13 protein-coding genes are annotated in these 21,825 nt (G+C 65.4%); 11 read left to right on the top strand and 2 right to left on the bottom strand.

Translation table 11 applies throughout. From position 1 onward, the window contains the following. The first annotated feature begins 248 nt into the window (after positions 1 to 248). The 6 genes from JQ580_RS05360 (at position 249) to JQ580_RS05335 (ending at position 11,469) form a co-directional block, all read left to right on the top strand. Positions 249 to 5,453, top strand: a complete 5,205-nt coding sequence (locus JQ580_RS05360; RefSeq protein ID WP_212278639.1) for an alpha-2-macroglobulin family protein — start codon at positions 249 to 251, stop codon at positions 5,451 to 5,453. Positions 5,454 to 5,569: 116 nt separating this feature from the next. Continuing rightward, entirely contained in the window at positions 5,570 to 7,678 is a 2,109-nt protein-coding gene (gene pbpC / locus JQ580_RS05355; RefSeq protein ID WP_212278638.1) for a penicillin-binding protein 1C, read from the top strand. Positions 7,679 to 7,728: 50 nt separating this feature from the next. Next, a complete protein-coding gene (locus JQ580_RS05350; RefSeq protein ID WP_212278637.1) occupies positions 7,729 to 9,471 on the top strand; it encodes an ArnT family glycosyltransferase in 1,743 nt (580 codons plus the stop codon). 1 nt (position 9,472) lies between these two features. Continuing rightward, positions 9,473 to 10,318 carry a phosphatase PAP2 family protein gene (locus tag JQ580_RS05345; protein WP_212278636.1) on the top strand — a complete coding sequence of 282 codons (846 nt, stop codon included), beginning with the start codon at positions 9,473 to 9,475 and terminating at the stop codon, positions 10,316 to 10,318. A gap of 63 nt (positions 10,319 to 10,381) precedes the next feature. After that, a complete protein-coding gene (locus JQ580_RS05340; protein ID WP_212278635.1) occupies positions 10,382 to 11,134 on the top strand; it encodes a glycosyltransferase family 2 protein in 753 nt (250 codons plus the stop codon). Next, the gene (locus tag JQ580_RS05335; RefSeq protein ID WP_212278634.1) at positions 11,131 to 11,469 is read left to right on the top strand and encodes a lipid-A-disaccharide synthase N-terminal domain-containing protein; all 339 of its coding nucleotides are present in this window, start codon (positions 11,131 to 11,133) and stop codon (positions 11,467 to 11,469) included. The genes JQ580_RS05340 and JQ580_RS05335 overlap by 4 nt, the downstream gene beginning before the upstream one ends. Positions 11,470 to 11,478: 9 nt before the next feature. Here the strand turns inward: JQ580_RS05335 and JQ580_RS05330 are convergent, their stop codons facing one another. Together JQ580_RS05330 and metC are read right to left on the bottom strand one after the other, a co-directional pair. Beyond that, complete coding sequence (locus tag JQ580_RS05330; RefSeq protein ID WP_212278633.1) at positions 11,479 to 13,170, bottom strand: Na/Pi cotransporter family protein; 1,692 nt, start codon at positions 13,168 to 13,170, stop codon at positions 11,479 to 11,481. Positions 13,171 to 13,325: 155 nt separating this feature from the next. Continuing rightward, positions 13,326 to 14,510: a cystathionine beta-lyase gene (gene metC / locus JQ580_RS05325; protein WP_212278632.1), complete on the bottom strand. Its 1,185-nt coding sequence runs from the start codon at positions 14,508 to 14,510 to the stop codon at positions 13,326 to 13,328. 389 nt (positions 14,511 to 14,899) lie between these two features. Here metC and JQ580_RS05320 point away from each other — a divergent pair, with 389 nt between their 5' ends. The 5 genes from JQ580_RS05320 to JQ580_RS05300 all read left to right on the top strand — a co-directional run bounded on the left by JQ580_RS05320 (position 14,900) and on the right by JQ580_RS05300 (position 21,743). After that, positions 14,900 to 15,916, top strand: coding sequence for an amino acid ABC transporter substrate-binding protein (locus JQ580_RS05320; RefSeq protein WP_212278631.1), 1,017 nt, complete (start codon positions 14,900 to 14,902; stop codon positions 15,914 to 15,916). 25 nt (positions 15,917 to 15,941) lie between these two features. Then, a complete protein-coding gene (locus tag JQ580_RS05315) occupies positions 15,942 to 17,147 on the top strand; it encodes an amino acid ABC transporter permease (protein ID WP_212278630.1) in 1,206 nt (401 codons plus the stop codon). Next, complete coding sequence (locus tag JQ580_RS05310; RefSeq protein WP_212278629.1) at positions 17,144 to 18,664, top strand: amino acid ABC transporter permease; 1,521 nt, start codon at positions 17,144 to 17,146, stop codon at positions 18,662 to 18,664. Before JQ580_RS05315 ends, JQ580_RS05310 begins: the two co-directional genes overlap by 4 nt. Positions 18,665 to 18,675: 11 nt before the next feature. Continuing rightward, on the top strand, positions 18,676 to 19,413 hold the full coding sequence (locus tag JQ580_RS05305) for an amino acid ABC transporter ATP-binding protein (RefSeq protein ID WP_249133932.1): 738 nt from the start codon (positions 18,676 to 18,678) through the stop codon (positions 19,411 to 19,413). 89 nt (positions 19,414 to 19,502) lie between these two features. Next, positions 19,503 to 21,743, top strand: coding sequence for a tetratricopeptide repeat protein (locus tag JQ580_RS05300; RefSeq protein ID WP_212278628.1), 2,241 nt, complete (start codon positions 19,503 to 19,505; stop codon positions 21,741 to 21,743). Positions 21,744 to 21,825: the final 82 nt, after the last annotated feature.

Below are 21,825 nucleotides of genomic sequence, written 5' to 3'. Positions count from 1 at the left end.
TGGACGATGGATCACATCGCCGGAAACGCTGGTCAGCTTCCGGGATGTGGCCGCCGGTCGACGGGTCGGGTATTGCTGCGCCATCAGGACGGCGTGAGCGGCGGTATCTTGATCGGTCTCCTCTGGGCTTGCCTTTCCATGGCGAATGCGACGATTTGCACCTTTGGTTCCATCGCCTTGAGTCCGTCACCTTTCCGCGCATTTCATGCTGCCCACGGGCGGCTGGCCGCGATTTCCGGGAGTCCATCATGATCGGTCTTGTTCGCGCCGTCACAATCTGCGCCACGCTGGCACTCGGCCTCGGCGTAGCGCATGCCGCCGACAAGGCGTTCAAGCGCGACGACCTCGCCGATTCCGCGATCAAGCTCGAGGCCCAGATCAAAAGCGAGGCGGGGCCCGTCGCCAAGACCAACGCGACGCTGAAGACGGACGCCGACGCCGCCTTCCGGCGCAACGATTATCGCAGCGGCCTGTCGGTCCTCGGTCAGATCGCGGCGACCACGCCCGAGGACGCCGGCAATTGGCTGCGGCTCGCCAAGGTCATCTTCCAGATCTCGCCGAAGAGCTCGAGCGAGCAGACCTTCCTGCTGGAGCGCGCCTCGACCGCAGCCTATATCGCCTACCAGCGCGCCGGCAATCCGGGCGAGGAGGCCGACGCGCTCGCGGTGCTCGGCAAGTCGCTGTCGGAGCGCAAGCTGTGGAGGCCGGCGCTGGATTCGCTGCGGCTGTCCCTCGACATGCGCGAGGTAGCCGACGTCCGCGGCCAATACGAGAAGATGCGCGACGAGCACGGCTTCCGGCTGCTCGACTATACCGTGGACTCGGATTCGGCGAGCCCGCGGGCTTGCTTCCAGTTTTCCGAGGAGTTGGCCAAGCGCACCGACTTCGCGCCTTACCTGGCACTGGCGGGCCAGGACAAGCCGGCGCTCTCGGCCGAAGGCAAGCAGCTCTGCGTCGACGGCCTGAAGCATGGCGAGCGCTACAACATCAATCTGCGCGCCGGCCTGCCGTCCACGGTGAAGGAGGGTTTGCCGAAATCGGCCGAATTCAACGTCTATGTGCGCGACCGCAAGCCGTTTGTGCGCTTCACCAGCCGGGCCTATGTGCTGCCTCGAACCGGCCAGCGCGGCATTCCCGTGGTCAGCGTCAACACGCCAGCGGTCAACATCAGCGTCTTCCGGATCGGCGACCGCAACCTGATCAACACGGTGGTCGACAGCGATTTCCAGAAAACGCTGTCGAAATACCAGCTCAGCGATCTCGGCGACGAGCGCGGCGTCAAGGTCTGGACCGGCGAGCTCGCGACCGCGATGACCCTGAACCAGGATGTCACCACGGCATTCCCGGTCGACCAGGCGCTCGGCGAGCTCCAGCCCGGCGTCTACGTGATGACGGCCGCCGCCAAGGGCCCGGGCTCGGACGACGATTATCAGCTCGCCACGCAATGGTTCATCGTCTCCGATCTCGGCGTCGCCGCCTATTCCGGCAATGACGGCATCCACGTGTTCGTCAACTCGCTGGCCTCGACCGATCCGGTCGGCAAGGCCGAGGTGCGGCTGGTTGCCCGCAACAACGAGATCCTGGCGACCCGCAAGACCGATGACAGCGGCCATGTGTTGTTCGAGGCGGGCCTTGCGCGCGGCGAGGGCGGCCTGTCGCCGGCGATGCTGACGGTCACCGGCGAGAAGGCGGACTATGCCTTTCTCAGCTTGAAGTCTTCCGCCTTCGATCTGTCCGATCGCGGCGTCTCCGGCCGGGCAGTGCCGGCAGGCGCCGATGCTTTCGTCTATGCCGAGCGCGGCGTCTACCGCTCCAGCGAGACCGTCTATCTGACCGCACTCTTGCGCGACGGGCAGGGCAACGCCGTCAGCGGCGGGCCGCTGACCATGGTGATCGAGCGCCCCGACGGCGTGGAATACCGACGCGCCGTGCTTCCCGACCAGGGCGCGGGTGGCCGTACGCTGTCAGTGCCGCTCAACTCGGCCGTGCCGACCGGGACATGGCGGGCGCGCGCCTTCACCGATCCAAAGGGCTCCTCGGTCGGCGAGACCACTTTCATGGTCGAGGACTACGTTCCCGATCGGATCGAATTCGACTTGTCCGCCAAAGACAAGCTGATCAAAGCTAACGCTCCAGTGGAGCTTAAGGCGGACGGCCATTTCCTCTATGGCGCGCCGGCCTCGGGCCTGCAGCTCGAAGGCGACATGCTGGTGGCGCCCGCGGCCGAGCGTCCGGGCTTTGCCGGCTACCAGTTCGGCGTTGCCGACGAGGAAACCACCTCGAACGAGCGTACGCCGCTCGAGAACCTGCCTGAGGCCGACGCCAACGGCGTTGCGACCTTTCCGGTGACGCTGGACAAGCAGCCGGCCTCGACCCGTCCGCAGGAGGCGCAGATTTTCGTGCGCATGGTCGAGACCGGCGGCCGCGCCGTCGAGCGCAAGATCGTGCTGCCAGTGGCGCCCAGCACGGCGCAGATCGGCGTCAAGCCGCTGTTCGGCACCAAGAACGTCGCCGAGGGCGACAAGGCCGAGTTCGACGTTCTGTTCGTCTCACCCGAGGGCGAGAAGCTGCGCCGCGACGGCCTGCGCTACGAACTCCTGAAGATGGAGTCGCGCTACCAATGGTATCGCCAGAACAATTACTGGGAGTATGAGCCGGTCAAGTCGACCTCGCGCGTCGCCGACGGTGACGTGACCATTACGGCCGATAAGCCGGCGCGCATTTCGCTCAACCCGCAACCGGGCCGCTACCGGCTTGACGTGAAGTCGAACGATGCCGACGGCCCGGTGACCTCGGTGCAGTTCGACGTCGGCTGGTACTCCGACGGCAGCGCCGACACTCCGGACCTGCTGGAAACCTCGATCGACAAGCCGCAATATTCCTCCGGCGACACCATGACCGTGTCGGTCAACGTCCGCAGCGCCGGCAAGCTCACCATCAACGTGCTTGGCGACCGCCTGCTGACGACCCAGACCATCGACGTCAAGGAAGGCACTGCCCAGGTGAAGCTCCCGGTCGGCAAGGACTGGGGCACCGGCGCTTACGTGGTCGCGACGCTGCGCCGTCCACTCGACGCGGCGGCCCAGCGCATGCCGGGCAGGGCGATCGGCCTGAAATGGTTCGGCATCGACAAGCAGACCCGCACCTTGCAGGTGAAGCTGTCGCCGCCGGCGCTGATCCGGCCGAATGCGGCGTTGAAGATCCCGGTCAAGTTCGACGGACTCAATCCGGGCGAGGACGCCAAGATCGTCATCGCTGCCGTCGATGTCGGCATCCTCAACCTCACCAACTACAAGCCGCCGGCGCCGGACGATTATTATCTCGGCCAGCGCCGTTTGAGCGCCGAGATTCGCGACCTCTATGGGCAGCTGATCGACGGCATGTCCGGCACGCGCGGCCAGATCAAGTCGGGCGGTGACGCCGGAGCAGCCGAGCTGCAGGGCTCGCCGCCCACACAAAAGCCGCTCGCGCTCTACTCGGGCATCGTGACGGTCAGCGCTGACGGCAGCGCGGAAGTCAGCTTCGACATTCCGGAGTTTGCCGGTACCGCGCGGGTGATGGCGGTGGCGTGGACCGCGACGAAGCTTGGCCGCGCCAACACCGATGTCGTGATCCGCGACCCCGTGGTGCTGACCACGACCTTGCCGCGCTTCCTGCTCAACGGCGACCATGGCACGGTCAATCTCGAGATCGACAATGTCGAGGGCCAGGCTGGCGACTACGTCATCAACGTGAAGACGGGGGGGCCGGTAAAGACGACCGGCAACCCGGCGACCACGGTCAAGCTCGCCGCCAAGCAGCGCAATTCGTTCGCGCTCGCGATCGATGCGACCGCGGCGGGGCAGGCGACGCTCGACGTCGACATCAAGGGGCCGAACGGCCTGACGCTGGCGCGCCACTACGCGTTCGACGTCAAGGCGGCGACGCAGGTGTTGGCTCGGCGGTCGATCCGCACGCTGGCAAAGGGCGAGAGCCTGACGCTCACCTCGGACATGTTCTCCGACCTGGTGCCGGGCACCGGCAGCGTCTCGGTCTCGGCAAGCCTTTCGACCGCGCTCGACGCCGCGACGATCCTCAAAGCGCTCGATCGCTATCCCTATGGCTGCTCGGAGCAGATCACGAGCCGCGCCATGCCGCTGCTTTACGTCAACGACCTCGCGGCCGGTGCCCACCTCGCGATGGACACCGAAGTCGATCAGCGCATCCGCGATGCGATCGAGCGGCTGTTGGCCCGTCAGGGTTCGAACGGCTCGTTCGGCCTGTGGTCCGCCGGTGGCGACGATGCCTGGCTCGATGCCTACGTAACGGACTTCCTGACCCGCGCCCGCGAAAAGGGATTTGCGGTGCCGGACGTGCTGTTCAAGAACGCGCTCGACCGCGTTCGTAACTCCGTCGTCAACGGCAACGAGCCGGAGAAGGACGGCGGGCGCGATCTCGCTTACGGCCTCTACGTGCTCGCCCGTAACGGCGCGGCGCCGATCGGCGATCTCCGCTATCTCGCCGACACCAAGCTGAACAACCTCGCGACCCCGATCGCGAAGTCGCAGCTCGCGGCAGCGCTCGCTCTCGTCGGCGACCGCAATCGCGCCGAACGGGTCTATGGTGCCGCGCTCGACAGCCTCGCGCCGAAGCCCGTCCTGGAGTTCGGCCGTACCGATTACGGCTCGCAGCTTCGCGATGCCGCAGCTCTGGTGTCGCTGGCCAGCGAAGGCAACGCGCCGAAGGCGACGCTGACGCAGGCGGTCTCGCGCGTCGAGACCGCGCGCGGGCTTACGCCTTACACCTCGACGCAGGAAAATGCGTGGCTTGTGCTGGCGGCGCGCGCACTGGCCAAGGAGAACCTGTCCATGGAAGTGGACGGCCAGCCGGTCAAGACCGCGCTCTATCGCAGCTACAAGGCCGCGACGCTGGAGGGCAAGCCGTTGAAGATCACCAACACTGGCGACGCGCCCGTGCAGGCGGTGATCTCGGTGTCGGGCTCGCCGGTGACGCCGGAGCCGGCAGCGTCCAACGGTTTCAAGATCGAGCGCAACTTCTTCACGCTTGACGGCAAGCCGGCCGACATCAGCAAGGTCAAGCAGAACCAGCGCTTTGCGGTGGTGTTGAAGATCACCGAGGCCAAGCCGGAGTACGGCCACATCATGGTGTCCGACTATCTTCCGGCGGGTCTCGAGATCGACAACCCCAGGCTGGTGTCGTCGGGCGACAGCGGCACGCTGGACTGGATCGAGGACGGCGAGGAGCCTGAGGACACCGAGTTCCGTGACGACCGCTTCACCGCCGCGGTCGATCGCGCCTCGGATTCCAAGTCGGTCTTCACCGTCGCCTATATCGTGCGCGTGGTCTCTCCCGGCAAATACGTGCTGCCGCAGGCCTATGTTGAGGACATGTACAATCCCTCGCGCTACGGTCGGACGGGCACGGGGACGGTCGAGGTGCGACCGGCGAAGTGAGTGAGATGAGCGAGGTCGCGCCACATACTCCGCCGTCATGCCCGGGCAAAAGCGCGAAGCGCGTCTTCGCGCGGATGTCCCGGGCATCCACGGACTGCGGTGCCGCGGCGAAGAACGTGGATGGCCGGGACACGCCCGGCCATGACGAAGCAGGAGGCTGGGGGTTTCGCGCGCTCTCTGCTCTCGCGCTGACCCTCGTCCTCGCCATCGTCGGCTTCGTTGGCTGGGTCTATTCCCTCGGACCGCTCCCGCTCGACGAACCCCGGCACGTCTCCACCACCATCGTCGACCGCAACGGCAAGCTGCTGCGTGCCTATGCGATGCCGGACGGACGGTGGCGGTTGCCTGTCGATGCCAAATCCAACGTCGATCCGACCTATCTGAAACTGCTGTTCGCCTATGAGGACCAGCGCTTTTACGCGCATAACGGTCTCGACCCCCTGGCGCTCGGGCGTGCCGCGCTGCAGCTCGCGACCCGCGGCCACATCGTGTCGGGCGGCTCGACCATCAGCATGCAGCTGGCGCGGCTGATCGAGCCGCGGCGGCAACGCTCGCTCTACGCCAAGCTGCGGCAGATGGTTCGTGCGATCGAGATCGAGCGCACCATGAGCAAGGAGCAGATTCTCGATCTCTATCTTGCGCTGGCGCCCTACGGCGGCAATCTCGAAGGCATCCGCTCCGCGTCGATCGGCTATCTCGGCAAGGAGCCGAAGCGGCTGTCGCTGGCCGAAGCCGCACTGCTGGTCGCGCTGCCGCAATCGCCGGAGACGCGCCGCCTAGACCGCCATCCCGAGGCGGCGCGCAAGGCGCGCGACCGCGTGCTCGACCGCATGGTCGCGGAGCATGTGGTCAGCGCGGACGACGCCAGGCAAGCGAAGGCCGTGCCTGTTCCAAAACTGCGCAAGCCGATGCCGATCCTGGCGCCGCATGCCTCCGACACCGCGCTGTCGACGGCCAAGGACACGCCGGTCGTCAGGCTGACGCTGGATGCGAACCTGCAGAAGGTGCTGGAGCCGCTCGCACGCGATCGCGCGATTGCGCTGGGGCCCAACATCTCGGTCGGCATCATCGTGGTCGACAATGAGAGCGGCGACGTGCTGGCGCGCGTGGGGTCGGCCGATTATTTCGACGACAGCCGGGCAGGGCAGGTCGACATGACCCGCGCGATCCGCTCGCCGGGCTCGACGCTCAAACCTTTCATCTACGGGCTCGCCTTCGAGGACGGCTTCGTTCATCCTGAGAGCCTGATCGACGACCGGCCGGTTCGCTTCGGCTCCTACGCGCCGGAGAATTTCGACATGACCTTCCAGGGTACGGTGCCGGTGCGGAAGGCGCTGCAACTCTCGCTGAACGTGCCGGCGATCGTGCTGCTCGATCGCGTCGGCTCCAGCCGGCTGGCCTCGCGGCTGCGGCAGGCCGGCGGCAATCTGGTTCTTCCCAAGGACGAAGCGCCGGGGCTCGCCATGGGGCTCGGCGGCGTCGGTGTGACGCTGCAGGATCTTGCCCAGCTCTACACAGGCTTCGCCCGGCTCGGCACCACCAAGGCGCTGCGCGAGGTGATGGCTGACAAGGACGACCGGGAGCCACTTCGGCTGCTGGACCCCGTTGCCGCCTGGCAGGTCGGCAACGTTCTGCTGGGAACGCCGCCACCGGATAATGCCGCTCACAATCGCATCGCCTTCAAGACCGGCACCTCCTACGGCTATCGTGACGCCTGGTCGGTCGGATTCGACGGCCGGATGACCATCGGCGTCTGGGTCGGCCGTCCCGACGGCGCGCCGGTTCCGGGCCTGATCGGCCGCGTCGCCGCCGCACCGATCCTGTTCGATGCCTTTGCCCGCACCGGCAGGACGTTGGCCGCTTTGCCGAAGCCGCCAAGGGGAACCCTGGTTGCCAGCAATGCCAAGCTGCCGTTGCCGCTGAAGCGGTTCCGGCCGGTAGGAGAGCTGGTGCGAACGGGCCGCGATCAGCCGCTGCACATCCAATTTCCGCTCAACGGCTCGCGGATCGACGTGGATCGATCCGGGGGGCAGGAGAGCGCTGCGATGCCGGTCAAGGTTGCCGGCGGCGTGCTGCCCATGACCGTGATGGTTAACGGTACGGCGCTCGGCGAGATCGACGGCCGCCGCCAGCGCCTGATCGATCCACCCGGTCCCGGCTTTGCGCGGCTCACCGTGATCGATGCCGCGGGCGCCGCGGACACAGTCGTCATTCGAATTCAATGACCCCGCCTCAAGCGGTTGTGGCGATGGCGGTTTCAGCGTAAGCGGAACCAATGGTCGAGACCTATCCTAGCCCCCGTTTTGGAGCGCCCCGCGAGCCGAAATCGCCCGCGAATCCGGGCAGCCGGCTCGTGCGCCTGCTGGATGTCGTCACGGCCAGCCATGCCCGCGCCGTCGCCTTCCTGCTGCTGTGCGGACTTCTATTGTTCCTGCCAGGCTTCTTCACGATCCCGCCGATCGACCGCGATGAGGCGCGGTTCGCCCAGGCCACCAAGCAGATGGTCGAGAGCGGTGAATATGTCGATATCCGCTTCCAGGAGGACGTCCGCTACAAGAAGCCGGTCGGCATCTACTGGCTGCAATCGGCGGCAGTCGAGATCGCCTCGGCGTTGAAGCTGCCGAAGGCCGAATTGCGAATCTGGGTCTACCGGATTCCGTCGCTGATCGGCGCGGTCGGCGCGGTGCTCATGACCTATTGGACCGCGCTCGGATTCGTCACGCGGCGCGCCGCGGTGCTGGCGGCGCTGATGATGTGTGCATCCGTGCTGCTCGGCGTCGAGGCGCGTCTCGCCAAGACCGACGCGATGCTGCTGCTCTGCGTGGTCGCCGCGATGGGCGCGATGGCGCGGGCCTATCTGTCGTGGCAGCGCGCGGAGGAAGAGACACGTCCGCCCTGGAGCTGGCCCGCGATTTTCTGGACCGCGCTTGCGGTGGGCATCCTGATCAAGGGCCCGCTGATCCTGATGTTCGCAGGCCTGACCATCGTCGTGCTCGCGATCCAGGATCGCGATTCCTCCTGGCTGTGGCGGTTGCGCCCGGTCTGGGGCCTGATGTGGATGCTGGTGCTGGTGCTGCCCTGGTTCGTCGCGATCTTCTGGCGCGCGGGCGATGCCTTCTTTGCGGACTCCGTCGGCGGCGACATGTTGAGCAAGATCGGGGCCCAGGAATCCCACGGCGCGCCGCCCGGATTGTATCTCGCGCTGTTCTGGATCACGTTCTGGCCGGGCGCGCCGCTGGCGGCGCTGGCGGCGCCCGCGGTGTGGCGGGCCAGGCGCGAGCCCGGCGCGCAGTTTCTGCTGGCCTGGCTGATCCCGTCCTGGATCGTGTTCGAGGTGGTCCTGACCAAGCTGCCGCATTACGTGCTGCCGCTGTATCCGGCGATCGCCATCCTCACCGCCGGCGCGGTGGAGCGGCGCGTGCTGTCGCGCTCCTGGCTGATGCGCGGTTCGGCCTGGTGGTTCGCAATCCCCGCAGTCGCCTCGATCACCGCGGTGGTGGGTGCGGTGATGCTGACGCGGCAGCCCGCTTTCGTGGCCTGGCCATTCATTGCGGCGGCGCTCATCTTCGGCCTGTTCGCCTGGTGGCTCTACGACAACAACCGCGCCGAGCGCTCGCTGCTCAATGCGCTGGTCGCGGCCCTGATGCTGGCGGTGGTGGTCTACGGCATCGTGCTGCCGTCGCTGACGCCGCTGTTTCCGAGCATCGAAATCGCTCGCGCGCTCCGCAACGTCACCTGCGTCGGGCCGAAGGCGGCGGCGGCCGGCTATCACGAGCCGAGCCTTGTGTTCCTGACCGGCACGCAGACGCTGCTCACCGACGGCTCGGGCGCGGCGGATTTCCTCCGGCAGGGCAGCTGCCGCTTCGCGCTGGTCGAGCAGCGCTCGGAGCGCAGCTTCGTGCAACGCGCCGAGGCGATCGGGCTGCGCTACAAGGTCGGCACCCGCATCGACGGCTACAATTTCTCACAGGGACGTGCGATCTCGATCTCGATCTTCCGCTCGGAAGGCACCGAATAGGATGCCTGTCACGACGAGCCCCGCGCCGCGCGCTTCCTATCCTGCGCAGTTGCTGACCGTGTCGGGCCGCGCGCTGAAGCAGCTCGTTCGCACGCCCTCGCATTCGCGCCGGGCAGAGGCCGCGCGAAAGCTGGCGCGGCATTCGTTGTGGCTCAGCGCGGCGGGGGCAGCCCTCGTCATTGCGCTGATGGTCGCGTTCGACCAGACCGAGATCGAACTCATGCCGACGCGCGGCACGCCGAGCCTGTGGCCGATCCGCATCCTCACCGACTTCGGCAAGGACGAGTATCTGCTCTCGGTGCTCGGGGCTGCGCTGGTGGTGCTGGCGCTCGTTGCAGCAGCGCTTCACGGGACACGCCGCACACTGCTCCTTGGCCTCGGCACACGGTTGCAGTTCATGTTTCTGTCGATCGCCGTCTCGGCCTTCGTTGCCGAGATCCTGAAATATGTCATCGGCCGCGGACGTCCGTTCGTCGGCGGCAAGGCCAATCCGTTCAACTTCGTGCCGTTCGAGGGGACGGGGGCTTATGCCAGCCTGCCGTCGGGCCATGCCGTGGCGGCGTTCGCCCTGGCGTTCGCGGTCTCGGCGTTGTGGCCGCGGCTGCGCGTGTTCATGTTCACTTACGCAATAGTGATCCTGCTGACGCGGCTGGTGCTGGTTGCGCATCACCCGAGCGACGTCGTGGCCGGCGCCCTGATCGGCACGATCGGCGCCATGTCGGTCCGCTACTGGTTCGCGGCCAGGCGGCTCAGCTTTGCCATCCGCGCCGACGGCAGCATTGTGCCCCTTGCAGGGCCCGTCCCGGGCCGTCTCAAAAGGGTTGCCCGCGGGGCATCCGCCCCATAAAAGCGGCTGCCTGTCGGGGCCGCCGGTTCCCCGGCAAGGCCCATTCCAACCACGAGCCTCGATTTGTCGTCGTCCCAGCCTTCGGTGTCCCAGCCCTCGGTTTCCATCGTCGTTCCCGTGCGCAACGAAGCCGATAACATCGCGCCACTGATCGCGGAGATCGGCGCGGCGCTCGATGGCCGCTGGGCCTATGAGATCATCTACGTCAACGACGGCTCGACCGATGCGACCGGCGAACGCCTCGCAGCAATCATGGCGCAGCGGGACAATCTGCGTCAGCTTCGCCATGCCAGATCAGGCGGCCAATCCGCGGCGGTGCGCAGCGGCGTGCGCGCGGCGCGCGGCGCGATCGTGGCGACGCTCGATGGCGACGGCCAGAACAATCCGGCGTTCCTGCCCGACCTGATCTCGGCGGTCGAGAAGGGAGCAGGGCGCGTCGGCCTCGCCGCGGGACAGCGCGTCGGACGCAAGGATACCGGCTTCAAGAAATTCCAGTCGCGCGTGGCCAACGGCGTCCGCAACGCCATCCTGAAGGACGGCACGCGAGATACCGGCTGCGGGCTGAAGGCGTTTCGCCGCGAGGTCTTCCTGATGATGCCCTATTTCGACGGGCTGCATCGCTTCCTGCCCGCGCTGGTCCGCCGCGAAGGCTACGACATCGCCTATGTCGACGTGATCGACCGGCCGCGCCATTCCGGCGTATCGAACTACGGCTTCTTCGACCGGCTGTGGATCGGAATCATGGATCTCGCCGGGGTGTGGTGGCTGATCCGACGCAAGAAGCCGACTCCAGAAGTGACTGAGGTGACCGCATGATCATCCAATACGGTCAGGCGCTGAGCAACTATCTCTACGACGTCTTCGTCGCCAAGTTCGATTTCTGGCTGGCGTTCGGCCTTGTTGCGCAGCTGTTCTTCACCGCGCGCTTCCTGGTGCAGTGGATCGCGAGCGAGCGCGCAGGCAACAGCGTGGTGCCGATGGCGTTCTGGTTCTGCTCGATGGGCGGAGGGCTGATGACGCTGGTCTACGGCGTCGTGAAGCGCGAGCCGGTCATCATCCTCGGACAATCCCTCGCGACGGTGATCTATATCCGCAACATCATGCTGATCATCAAGAACCGCAGCAAGGCGTCGAAGACGCTGGAGCGCTAGCTTAAGCAGTCAGCGCGGCACTGCCGACGCCGTACCCGAGGCGGGCAGGGCGGCCGTCTCGACCTCGGTCCGGCGATAAGGCTCGCCGGCCGCATCCAGCACGGGATAGGCGACCGAGCAGATGTGCGAGTGGATACGCCTGAGGTCGCGCAGCACGTCGAGATGCAGCGAGGTCGTTTCGATGGTTTCGGGGCGGCCTTCGCGCAGGCGGTCGAGATGCCGCTCGACCGCGGCAAGCTCGGTGTTGCGCAGCGCGGTTTTCTCCACCAGCAGCTTGCGCGCCTCGTTGGCGTCGCCCGACATGAAGACGCCGAAGGCGATCCGCAGCGAGTCCATCGTGCGCTTGTGGAAGGCGGCGAGCTCGTCGGCCCCCTCCGCCGAGAACTGGAAGCGCCGCTTGATCTTCTTGGTGGCGAGCTCGCTCAGGCTCTTGTCGATGATGTCGCCGATATGTTCGAGGTTGATGGCGAAGGAGATGATCTCCATCGCGCGCCGTCCCTCGCTTTCGTCGAGGCTGCCCCGCATCAGCTTGGTCACGTAGAGCTTGATGGCCTCGTCGAGGCCATCGACGAGATTGTCCATCTTGGAGACCTGGTCGACCAGCGCGCGGTCGCCCGTCATCATCGCCGCCATCACCTTGCGCAGCATGACCTCGACGAAGTCGCCCATCCGCAGCGCCTCGCGAGAGGCGTCGGCGAGCGCCAGTGACGGCGTCTCCAGCGCGGTCTCGTCGAGATAGCGCGGGCGGGCCGGATCAGCCTCCTGCACGCGATCGGGCAAGAGGCGAATGAGCAGGCGCGACATGGAGTCGAGCAGGCCGATGAAGATCACGGCAGTACCGGCATTGAAGGCGATGTGGAACGCCGCCGTCATCCTGGCGAGATCGGGCTGCCAGGCGTGCATGTGTTCGGCGATCGTGCCGAGGAATGGCAGGACGAGGGCGATGCCGACCACGCGGTTGACGAGATTGCCGACCGGCAGACGATAGCTCGCGGGATCGTCCCGCCTGGCGCCCTCGAACACGGGATTGATGGCGCTGCCGAGATTGGCCCCGAGCACCAGTGCCAGCGCCGCCTCAGGCGTGATGAACTGCGAATAGGCCAGCGACATGATCAGCAACACGCTGGCGACGCTCGAATGCACGGCCCAGGTGACGAGGGCGGCAATGACGATGCACAGGATGGGATCGCCCGTGATGGCCGACATCACGATCCGGACGCCCGGTGCGTTCTCCGCCGGCGCCAGCGTGTCGAGCAGGATATGCAGCGAGAGCAACATCAGGCCGAGGCCGATGCAAACACGACCGATGTCCTTGATCCGGGATCGCGGGCCGGAGCGGAAGGCGACGAGGCCGAGCACGAACAGCACCGGCGCAACGGCTGCGATGTTGAACGACAGCACCTGCACGATCAGCGTCGTGCCGAGATTGGCCCCGAGCATGATGGCGAGCGCCGCGGCAAGGCTGACGAGGCCTTCGGCCGCAAACGAGCTCGTGATCAAGGCCGTCGCGGTGCTGCTCTGGAGCAGTGCGGTGAGGCCCAGGCCGGCAGCGAACGCACTGAGGCGGTTGCTCAGCGCCTTGCCGAGCAGACGCCTGAGGTCAGGACCGAAGGCGCGCAGGATCCCGCTGTGGACCATGTGAAGGCCCCACAGCAACAGCGCAACGCCGCCCATCAGATCGAGCAAAACCAACGTTCCCATGCTCCGTGTCCGGATTGGAGTCGATTGGTGAGGCTAGCGCCAAATGCCTGAGGTTCAAACCTTTTGTTGGCGCAACGACGTTAACGTTTGCGCCAGCTGCACGTTCCCGCGGCGCGCGTTGGCGCGTCCGCAGGCGTTGTGCCTTGTGAGCGAGCTCACATTGCTGCCTTGAAGGCAGCGAAGCCGCGATCGAGATCGGCCTTGAGATCATCGACGCTCTCGAGCCCGATGTGCAGACGCAGAGTCGGACCGCCGGGCGACCACTTGGTCGCGGTGCGATAGGCGTCGCAATCGAAGGGAATCGCAAGGCTCTCGAATCCGCCCCATGAAAAACCCATGCCGAATAGCTTGAGCGTGTTGAGCATGGCGTCGACGGCCTTCTGCGGCGCAGGCTTCAGCACGATGCTGAACAGGCCCGAAGCGCCAGTGAAGTCGCGCTTCCAGATCGCGTGACCGGGATCGGTCTCGAGCCCCGGGTGCAGCACGTGCGCGACCTCGGGTCTGGCAGCGAGCCATCGCGCCATGTCGAGGCCGGAGCGGTGATGCTGCGCCAGCCGCACCGACAGTGTGCGCAGGCCGCGCAGCGCGAGGAAGACATCGTCGGGACCGGCGCAGACGCCGAGCAGACGGATGCCTTCCGCAATCTGCGGCCAGGCCTTGGCGTTGGCCGAGATCGTGCCGAACATGATGTCGGAATGGCCGCCGATATATTTGGTCGCGGCCTGCATGCTGATGTCGACGCCCTGTTCCAGCGAGCGGTGATAGAGCGGCGTCGCCCAGGTGTTGTCGTCAATGACGAGCGCGCCGCGCCCATGCGCAACCTCGGCGATGGCGCGAATGTCCGGCATCTCGAACGACTGCGAGCCCGGCGCTTCGACCAGCACCGCGCGGGTGTTCGGCTTGAACAGCTTGTCGATGCCGGCGCCGATCATCGGATCGAAATAGGTGGTCTCGACGCCATACCGGCTCAGCATGCCGTTGCAGAAATTGCGCGAGGGCCGATAGACGTTGTCGCAGACCAGCAGATGGTCGCCGGCCTTGAGCACCGAGAGCAGGGTGGTGGAAATCGCCGATAGCCCCGACGGGACGATGCCGACGCCGGCACATTGCGGTCCCTCCAGCGCCATCAGCGTCTCCTGGAACGCCTTGGTGGTGGGGGAACCGTGGCGGCCATAGGTGAACTCGCCGCGATGGGCGTGCAGATCCTCGGCGGTCGGGTAGAGCACGGTCGAGCCGTGAAAGACCGGCGGATTGACGAACCCCTTCTGCGCCTTGGTGTCGCGGCCGGAGGTGACCAGCCGGGTCTCGGCCTGCTGCTGGGAGGGGTGCGAGGAATCCATGCGTCTGCCTTCAAAAGCGCGTTTCCGCCGGACGCGACGGGCGCCCTGCAGGCCGGCCGGTGGCCGCTGTCGTTAATAACAGAACACAGAAGACTCCCGTCAACCCCTTGACCCGGCACGCCAGCCGCCCTCCAATGCGCGGGTGCTATTCAGTCGCCGCATGTTGAGGGGCCTGCCGCGACCTTCGTCCATCGTCTGACCGGACCTTGCGCCACGGCCACATCGGCGGGCGCTACGGCGGGGATTAAGGTTTGGCCTCCCGGGATCGGCGGGTGTTCGGCAAGGTTTTCCAGCATGACTCTTGCAAGGCTGGCCTTGATACGACTGGCCCTGGCAGGGATGATCCTGAGACAACGATCCTTGAGACGACTTTGAAAGGCCCTAAGCCCATGAAACGCGTAACCCTGACTCTCACACTTGCTCTCGCCGCCGGCCTCTCCGCCAAAGCCGCCGATGCGCAAACGCTCAAGACCGTCAAGGACCGGGGCATGCTGTCCTGCGGCGTCAGTCAGGGCTTGCCGGGCTTTTCCTCGCCCGACGACAAGGGCAACTGGACCGGCCTCGACGTCGACGTTTGCCGCGCGATAGCCGGAGCGGTCTTCAACGACCCGACCAAGGTCAAATATGTGCCGCTGTCCGCGAAGGACCGCTTCACCGCGCTGCAATCCGGCGAAATCGACGTGCTCTCTCGGAACACCACCTGGACCATCTCGCGCGATACCTCGCTCGGTGCCAACTTTACCGGCGTGACCTATTATGACGGGCAGGGCTTCATGGTGAAGAAGTCGCTCAAGGTGAATTCGGCGCTTGAGCTCAACAGCGCCTCGGTCTGCGTGCAGACCGGCACCACCACCGAGCAGAATCTCGCCGACTACTTCAAGGCCAACAACATGAAGTATGAGGTGATCGCGTTCGGCACTAACGACGAAACGGTCAAGGCCTATGAAGCCGGGCGATGCGACGTCTTCACCACCGACCAGTCGGGCCTGTACGCCAACCGTCTCAAGCTTGCCAATCCCAATGACCACATGGTGCTTCCCGAGATCATTTCGAAGGAGCCGCTCGGCCCCATGGTGCGTCATGGCGACGACCAATGGTTCGACATCGTGAAGTGGACGCTGTTTGCGATGGTCACCGCCGAAGAGCTCGGCGTGACTTCGAAGAACATCGATGAGAAGGCGAAGCTGGAAAATCCCGAGTTGAAGCGCGTCCTCGGCACCGACGGCAATTTCGGCGAACAGCTCGGCCTGACCAAGGACTGGGTGGTGCGGATCGTGAAGGCGGTCGGCAATTACGGCGAAGTGTTCGATCGCAATGTCGGCGCGGGCTCGCCGCTCGCCATCAATCGAGGTCTCAACAATCTCTGGAACAAGGGCGGTCTTCAGTACGCGCCGCCGATCCGCTGATCGCCTCTGACCCGCCGGCAGCGGCATGAGCACCGAGGCCCGAAATCCGCCGCCGCAGATCGCCCTGAAGATCAGGCGCCTTCTGGGCGGCAAGGCAGGCTGGAACGGCGTTGCCATCCAGTTTGCTTTCGCGGCGATCCTGGGCTGGATCGGCTATGAGATCGTTTCCAATGCCCGCGCCAACCTGGAGAACCAGCATATTGCCGCCGGCTTCGGTTTCCTCAGGAACAATGCCGGCTTCGACGTCAACCAGACCCTGATCTCCTATACCGGCTCGGACACTTTCCTGCGCGTGTTCATGGTCGGGCTCCTGAACACGCTCGTGGTCTCCGTGGTGGGCATCATCTTCGCCACGCTGATCGGCTTCATCGTCGCGCTGTGCCGGCTATCGCCCAATTGGCTGTTGTCGCGCGTCGGTGAGATCTATATCGAGATCATCCGCAACCTGCCGGTGCTGTTCCAGATCCTGTTCTGGTATCTCGCGGTTCTCGCGGCCTTGCCCAATCCGCGCCAGAGCATCTCGCTGCTCGGCATCGCTTTCATCAGCAATCGTGGCCTCGTCATTCCGAGCCCGATCGGCGGGAGCGGCCTGCAGCCGTTCCTGGCGATGCTGGCGCTCGGCGTCGTCGCGTCACTCGCCCTTCGCTTCTATGCGCGGCGCGCGCTGTTTCAGGAAGGGCGAATGATCCGGATCTGGCCCACTGTGCTGGGCATGCTGGTCGGACTGCCGCTCGCCACCATGCTGGTGTTCGGCTTGCCGTTCACCTTCGAGCTGCCGCAGCTCAAGGGTTTCAACTTCGCCGGCGGTTCGCGTATCATCCCGGAATTCGTGGCGCTGACGCTGGCGCTGTCGACCTACACCGCTGCCTTCATCGCGGAGATCGTGCGTGCCGGAATCCTGTCCGTCCACAAAGGGCAGATGGAGGCGGGGGCCTCGCTCGGTCTCAGCCGCGGCGCCACGCTCCGGCTGGTCGTCGTGCCGCAGGCCATGCGCGTCATCGTGCCGCCGCTGACCAACCAGTACCTCAATCTCACCAAGAACTCGTCGCTGGCGGTCGCGATCGGCTATCCCGACCTCGTCTCGGTGTTCGCCGGGACGTCGCTGAGCCAGACCGGGCAGGCGATCGAGATCATCGCCATGACCATGGGCATCTATCTCCTGATCTCGCTGCTCACCAGCGCGATCATGAGCGTGTATGGGTGGCGCGTCAGCCGGAGTCTGGGCGCATGAGCGATATCGCCTCGAGCAGCTTCGTCCGGAAGGACCTGCTCACCGAACGTCCGGCGCCGGTGAAGACCACGGGCTTCGTCGGGCTGATGCGTACGCGGCTGTTCAACTCGCCGACCAACATCCTGCTCACGATCGTGGGTGTCTTGCTGTTGTGGTTCACCATCATCCCCTCGGTCCGGTTCCTGATGGTCGATGCGGTGTGGAGCGGCAAGGACCGCGCGGCATGCCTCACGGAGAATGCCGGGTTTGCGGTCGGCGCCTGCTGGCCCTACATCCAGGCGAAGCTGCCGCAACTGATCTACGGTTTTTATCCCGAGGCCGAGCGCTGGCGGGTCGACCTCACCTTCATCCTGGCGGTGGCTTTGCTGGTGCCGCTGCTCGTGCCGCGTCTGCCGGCGAAGGGCATCAACGCCAGCCTGTTCTTCTTCGCCTTTCCGGTTGTCGCGTTCTTTTTGTTGCACGGTGGCGGCATCAAGGGGTTCGGCCTGAGCTGGACTGCCGGCGTGCTGGAATTGTTCGACGACAGCATTATCGGCGCCGGGCAGGCCGTGCTCGGTGTCGGCAAGACGTCCGCCGTGGCGCCGTTGTTGTGGGTGGTCGGGAACCTTATCTTGCTGGTCGGCGTGGCGATCTCCTGGGTAATCCTTCCGCTGACCTGGCTGCGCGATCAGATCCAGGGGACGGGCCAGCCGGTCTGGGGGGATTTCGCCGTGACGACCGTCATCGTCTCGTTGATCGCCTTCAGCCTCGGCGGCGGGTTGCGCACCGGCTGGCGCGCTCTCGCCTCGAGCATCGCTGCCTTCATCGCCATCGCCATCGTGATCAAGCTGATGGGGCTCGATCGCGGTGGACTGCCGGTCGTAACCACGAATTTGTGGGGCGGCCTTCTGGTGACTCTGGTGGTCTCCGTCACCGGCATCGTCACGTCGCTGCCGATCGGCATCGCGCTGGCGCTCGGCCGCCGCTCCACCATTCCGCTGATCCGGATCTTCTCGATCGCCTTCATCGAATTCTGGCGCGGCGTGCCGCTGATCACCGTGCTGTTCTTCGCCACCTACATGCTGCCGCTGTTCTTCCCCGGAAATTTCACCGTCGATGGTCTCGTCCGTGCGCTGATCGGCATCGCGCTGTTCACCGGAGCCTACCAGGCCGAGAACGTCCGCGGCGGGCTCGCTGCGATCCCACGCGGGCAGGGCGAGGCGGCCGCAGCCTTGGGCCTCTCCTGGTGGAAGACGACCTCGCTGATCGTGCTGCCGCAGGCGCTGCGGCACGTCATTCCAAACCTCGTCAACAGCTTCATCTCGCTGTTCAAGGACACGTCGCTGGTCTCGATCGTAGCGCTGTTCGACCTGCTCGGTTCGCTCAGGGCCTCGTTCTCGGACCCGAAATGGTCGACGCCGTCGACCGCGTTCACCGGCTTCGCTTTCGCCGGAATCATCTATTTCATCTTCTGCTTTGGGATGTCGCGCTACTCGCTGTTCGTCGAGCATCGCCTCAACGCCCATCGTCGCAACTGATCGAGGTCACCATGTCCGACCCCATCGTCAAGATTTCCGGCCTCAACAAATGGTACGGCGATTTTCACGTGCTGCGTGACATCGACCTCGCGGTCGAGAAGGGCGAGCGCATCGTGATCTGCGGTCCCTCCGGCTCCGGCAAGTCGACCCTGATCCGCTGCATCAACGCGCTGGAGGAGTTCCAGGAGGGCGAAATCGTCGTCGATGGCATCGAGCTCGGTCCGAACCTCAAGCATGTCGATGCGGTGCGCCGCGAGGTCGGCATGGTGTTCCAGAGCTTCAACCTGTTCCCGCATCTCACCGTGCTCGACAATTGCACGCTGGCGCCGATCTGGGTCCGTAACATCCCGAAGAAGGACGCCGAGGCCGCGGCGATGAAGTTCCTGGAGCGCGTCAAGATCCCGCACCAGGCCAACAAGTTTCCGGGGCAGATGTCCGGCGGCCAGCAGCAGCGCGTCGCGATCGCGCGGGCACTGACCATGAACCCGAAGGTCATGCTGTTCGACGAGCCGACCTCGGCGCTCGATCCCGAGATGGTCAAGGAGGTGCTGGACACCATGGTGGACCTTGCCGAGGAGGGCATGACCATGCTGGTCGTCACCCATGAAATGGGCTTTGCCCGCGAGGTCGCCAACCGCGTGATTTTCATGGATGCCGGCCAGATCATCGAGGCCAACACGCCGAAGGAGTTCTTTGCGGCGCCCCAGCACGCCCGCACGAAACTGTTCCTGAGCCAGATCCTGCGCTGACCTGCCATCCACGCCGGCCCGACCGACCGTCAGCCTGGCACCAGCGAATCAGCTTTGCCTCTTTTCGGACTAACCTTCGGAGAGAGACCTTGCAGAGCAGTGTCGGCGCGCGCGCATACCAGAACGCGCGATTGCAGAAGAAGTTGAGGAAGCAGGCGGACGCCGTCATGTTCCTCGCGGTCGAGGCTCTCCGGCAGGGCCGATTTGCCGAGGCCGAGACGCTGTGCCGAGGGATCCTGGAGGAGGTTCCGGATCATTTCCACGCCACGCATTTGCTCGGCCTGCGCGCCTACGACGGTGGCCGGCTCGAGGAAGCGCAACAGCTGTTCGAGCGCGCGATTGCCCTTGATCCGCGCTCGCCCGATGCGCATGGCAATCTTGGCGCCGTGTATTTCGACCTCCAGAAGTTCCGGCATGCCCGCGCATGCCAGGAGAAGGCCCTTGCGCTGAAGCCGAATTGTCCGATCACCCTGACCAATCTCGGCAATACACTCCTGAATATTGGGCTAGGCGAACAGGCGATTGGACTCCACGAACGCGCGATCAGCCTGCGGCCCGACTATGCCGATGCGTTCTGCAACCGAGGCATGGCGGAGCTGATGATCGGCCGGTCCGACCGCGCCAAGGAGAGTTTCGATCGCGCCCTCTCGTTTCAACCGCGCCATGCGGAAGCGATCGCCGGCAAAGGCATGGTGTGCATTGCGCTCCGGCATTACGAGGAGGCGGAAGCCGCCCTCGCATCAGGGCTCGCAATCAAGCCGGGTTCACCGCGCATTCTGGCGCAGCGCGGACGGCTCAATTTCGATCTGCACCGGCTGGAACAGGCGGCGGCGGACTTCGATGCTGCGCTGGCGCAATCGCCGCGGCTCGAGCTCGCGCTGCGTGGCAAGGCTCAGGTCAACCTTCTGCTGGGGAATACGACGCAGGCGATCGCGGCCGTCAAGACCCTGCTCGAAGACAATCCACGGTCCGATTACGCCATCGTTCTGCTCGGCGCCTGCCATGCGAACCAGGGAGATGTCGCGACGGCGCTCGAGCACCTCGACGCGGCACTCGAGATCACGCCCGACTATGCGGATGCCATCGCACGCAAGATCTTCATCCTGGATTATTGGCCTGAGGCCGACTTCGCGGTCCAGCAGGCGGCGCGAAAATCCTGGTGGGATGCGATCGGCGCCAGACTGCCGCGCCGGACGCTGTCGCCCCGGCAGCTTGATCCTGACAGGCGCATCGTCGTGGGATATGTCGCCTCGGAATTCAGGAACCACTCGGCAGCGTTCGCGCTGTTGCCGGTGCTGCGCCATCACGATCATACCAGGTTCGAGATCGTCTGCTATTCCTGCTGGCCGCTGCAGGACGAGATCACCGAGAGATTCGAGCTTCTCGCGGATGTCTGGGTCGACGCGGCTCAGCTTTCGGACGATGAATTGGCCGATCGCATCCAGGCGGACAAGATCGACATCCTGATCGACGTGTCCGGGCATACGGCCGGCAACAGGCTCCCCGTATTTGCCCGCAAGCCGGCGCCGATCCAGGTCACGGGTTTCGGACACGCAACCGGCACGGGGCTTCAGACCATGGACTACGTGCTCGCCGATCCTGTCTTCATTCCGCAATCGGCGCGGCATTTGCTGGCCGAAAAGGTCCACGATCTACCGTGCCTGATCACGATCGATCCCATCCTGGACGTGCCGCCCTCGGAGCTTCCCATGCTCCGCAATGGCCACATCACCTTCGGCGTTTTCAACCGCATCTACAAAATATCGGATGACGCGATCCGGGTGTGGTCGCGCATCATGCGGGAGGTGCCGGGAGCGAGGATCATCATCAAGCACGGGCTGCTCGACGATCCCTTGCTGCGCGATGGCCTGATTGCAAGGATCGTGGCTCAGGGCATTGCCGAGGACAATATCACCTGCCTTGGCTCGACCACGCGCCACGAGCATCTGCTGGCCTTTGCGCAAGTCGACATCTCGCTCGACACATTCCCGCAAAACGGCGGTATCAGCACCTGGGAATCTCTCTATGCGGGCGTTCCGGTCGTCGCCAAGCTCGGCAACGGCTCCTCGGCGCGCGCCGGCGGTTCGATCGTGACGGCCGTCGGCCTCGGCGACTGGGTCGCCGAGGATGACGACGGCTACGCCGCGATCGCGCGCAAATATGCGACGCAGCCTGCGCATCTGGCCAAATTGCGAGCGGATCTGCCGGCTCGGATCGCAGCCTCGCCCGCCGGCAACGTCGAACTTTACGCGCGTGAGGTCGAGGCGGCCTATCGCCGCTTCTGGCATGACCACTGTGCCGGCGCCTCGGAATCTGGCGAGGAGGCGTAGCTCGACCTCACGCCACCCCCCGGGAAATCCCGGAGTCGCTGCAGGTCGGGTGACCGGCCGGCGGGCGCTGCGAATCAGTTAG

It is taken from the genome of Bradyrhizobium sp. SZCCT0148, assembly GCF_018129985.1.
Classification (GTDB): Bacteria; Pseudomonadota; Alphaproteobacteria; order Rhizobiales; family Xanthobacteraceae; genus Bradyrhizobium; species Bradyrhizobium japonicum_H.
The sequence above is the reverse complement of the archived record's forward strand: the minus strand, read 5'-3'. Positions and strand labels throughout refer to the sequence as shown.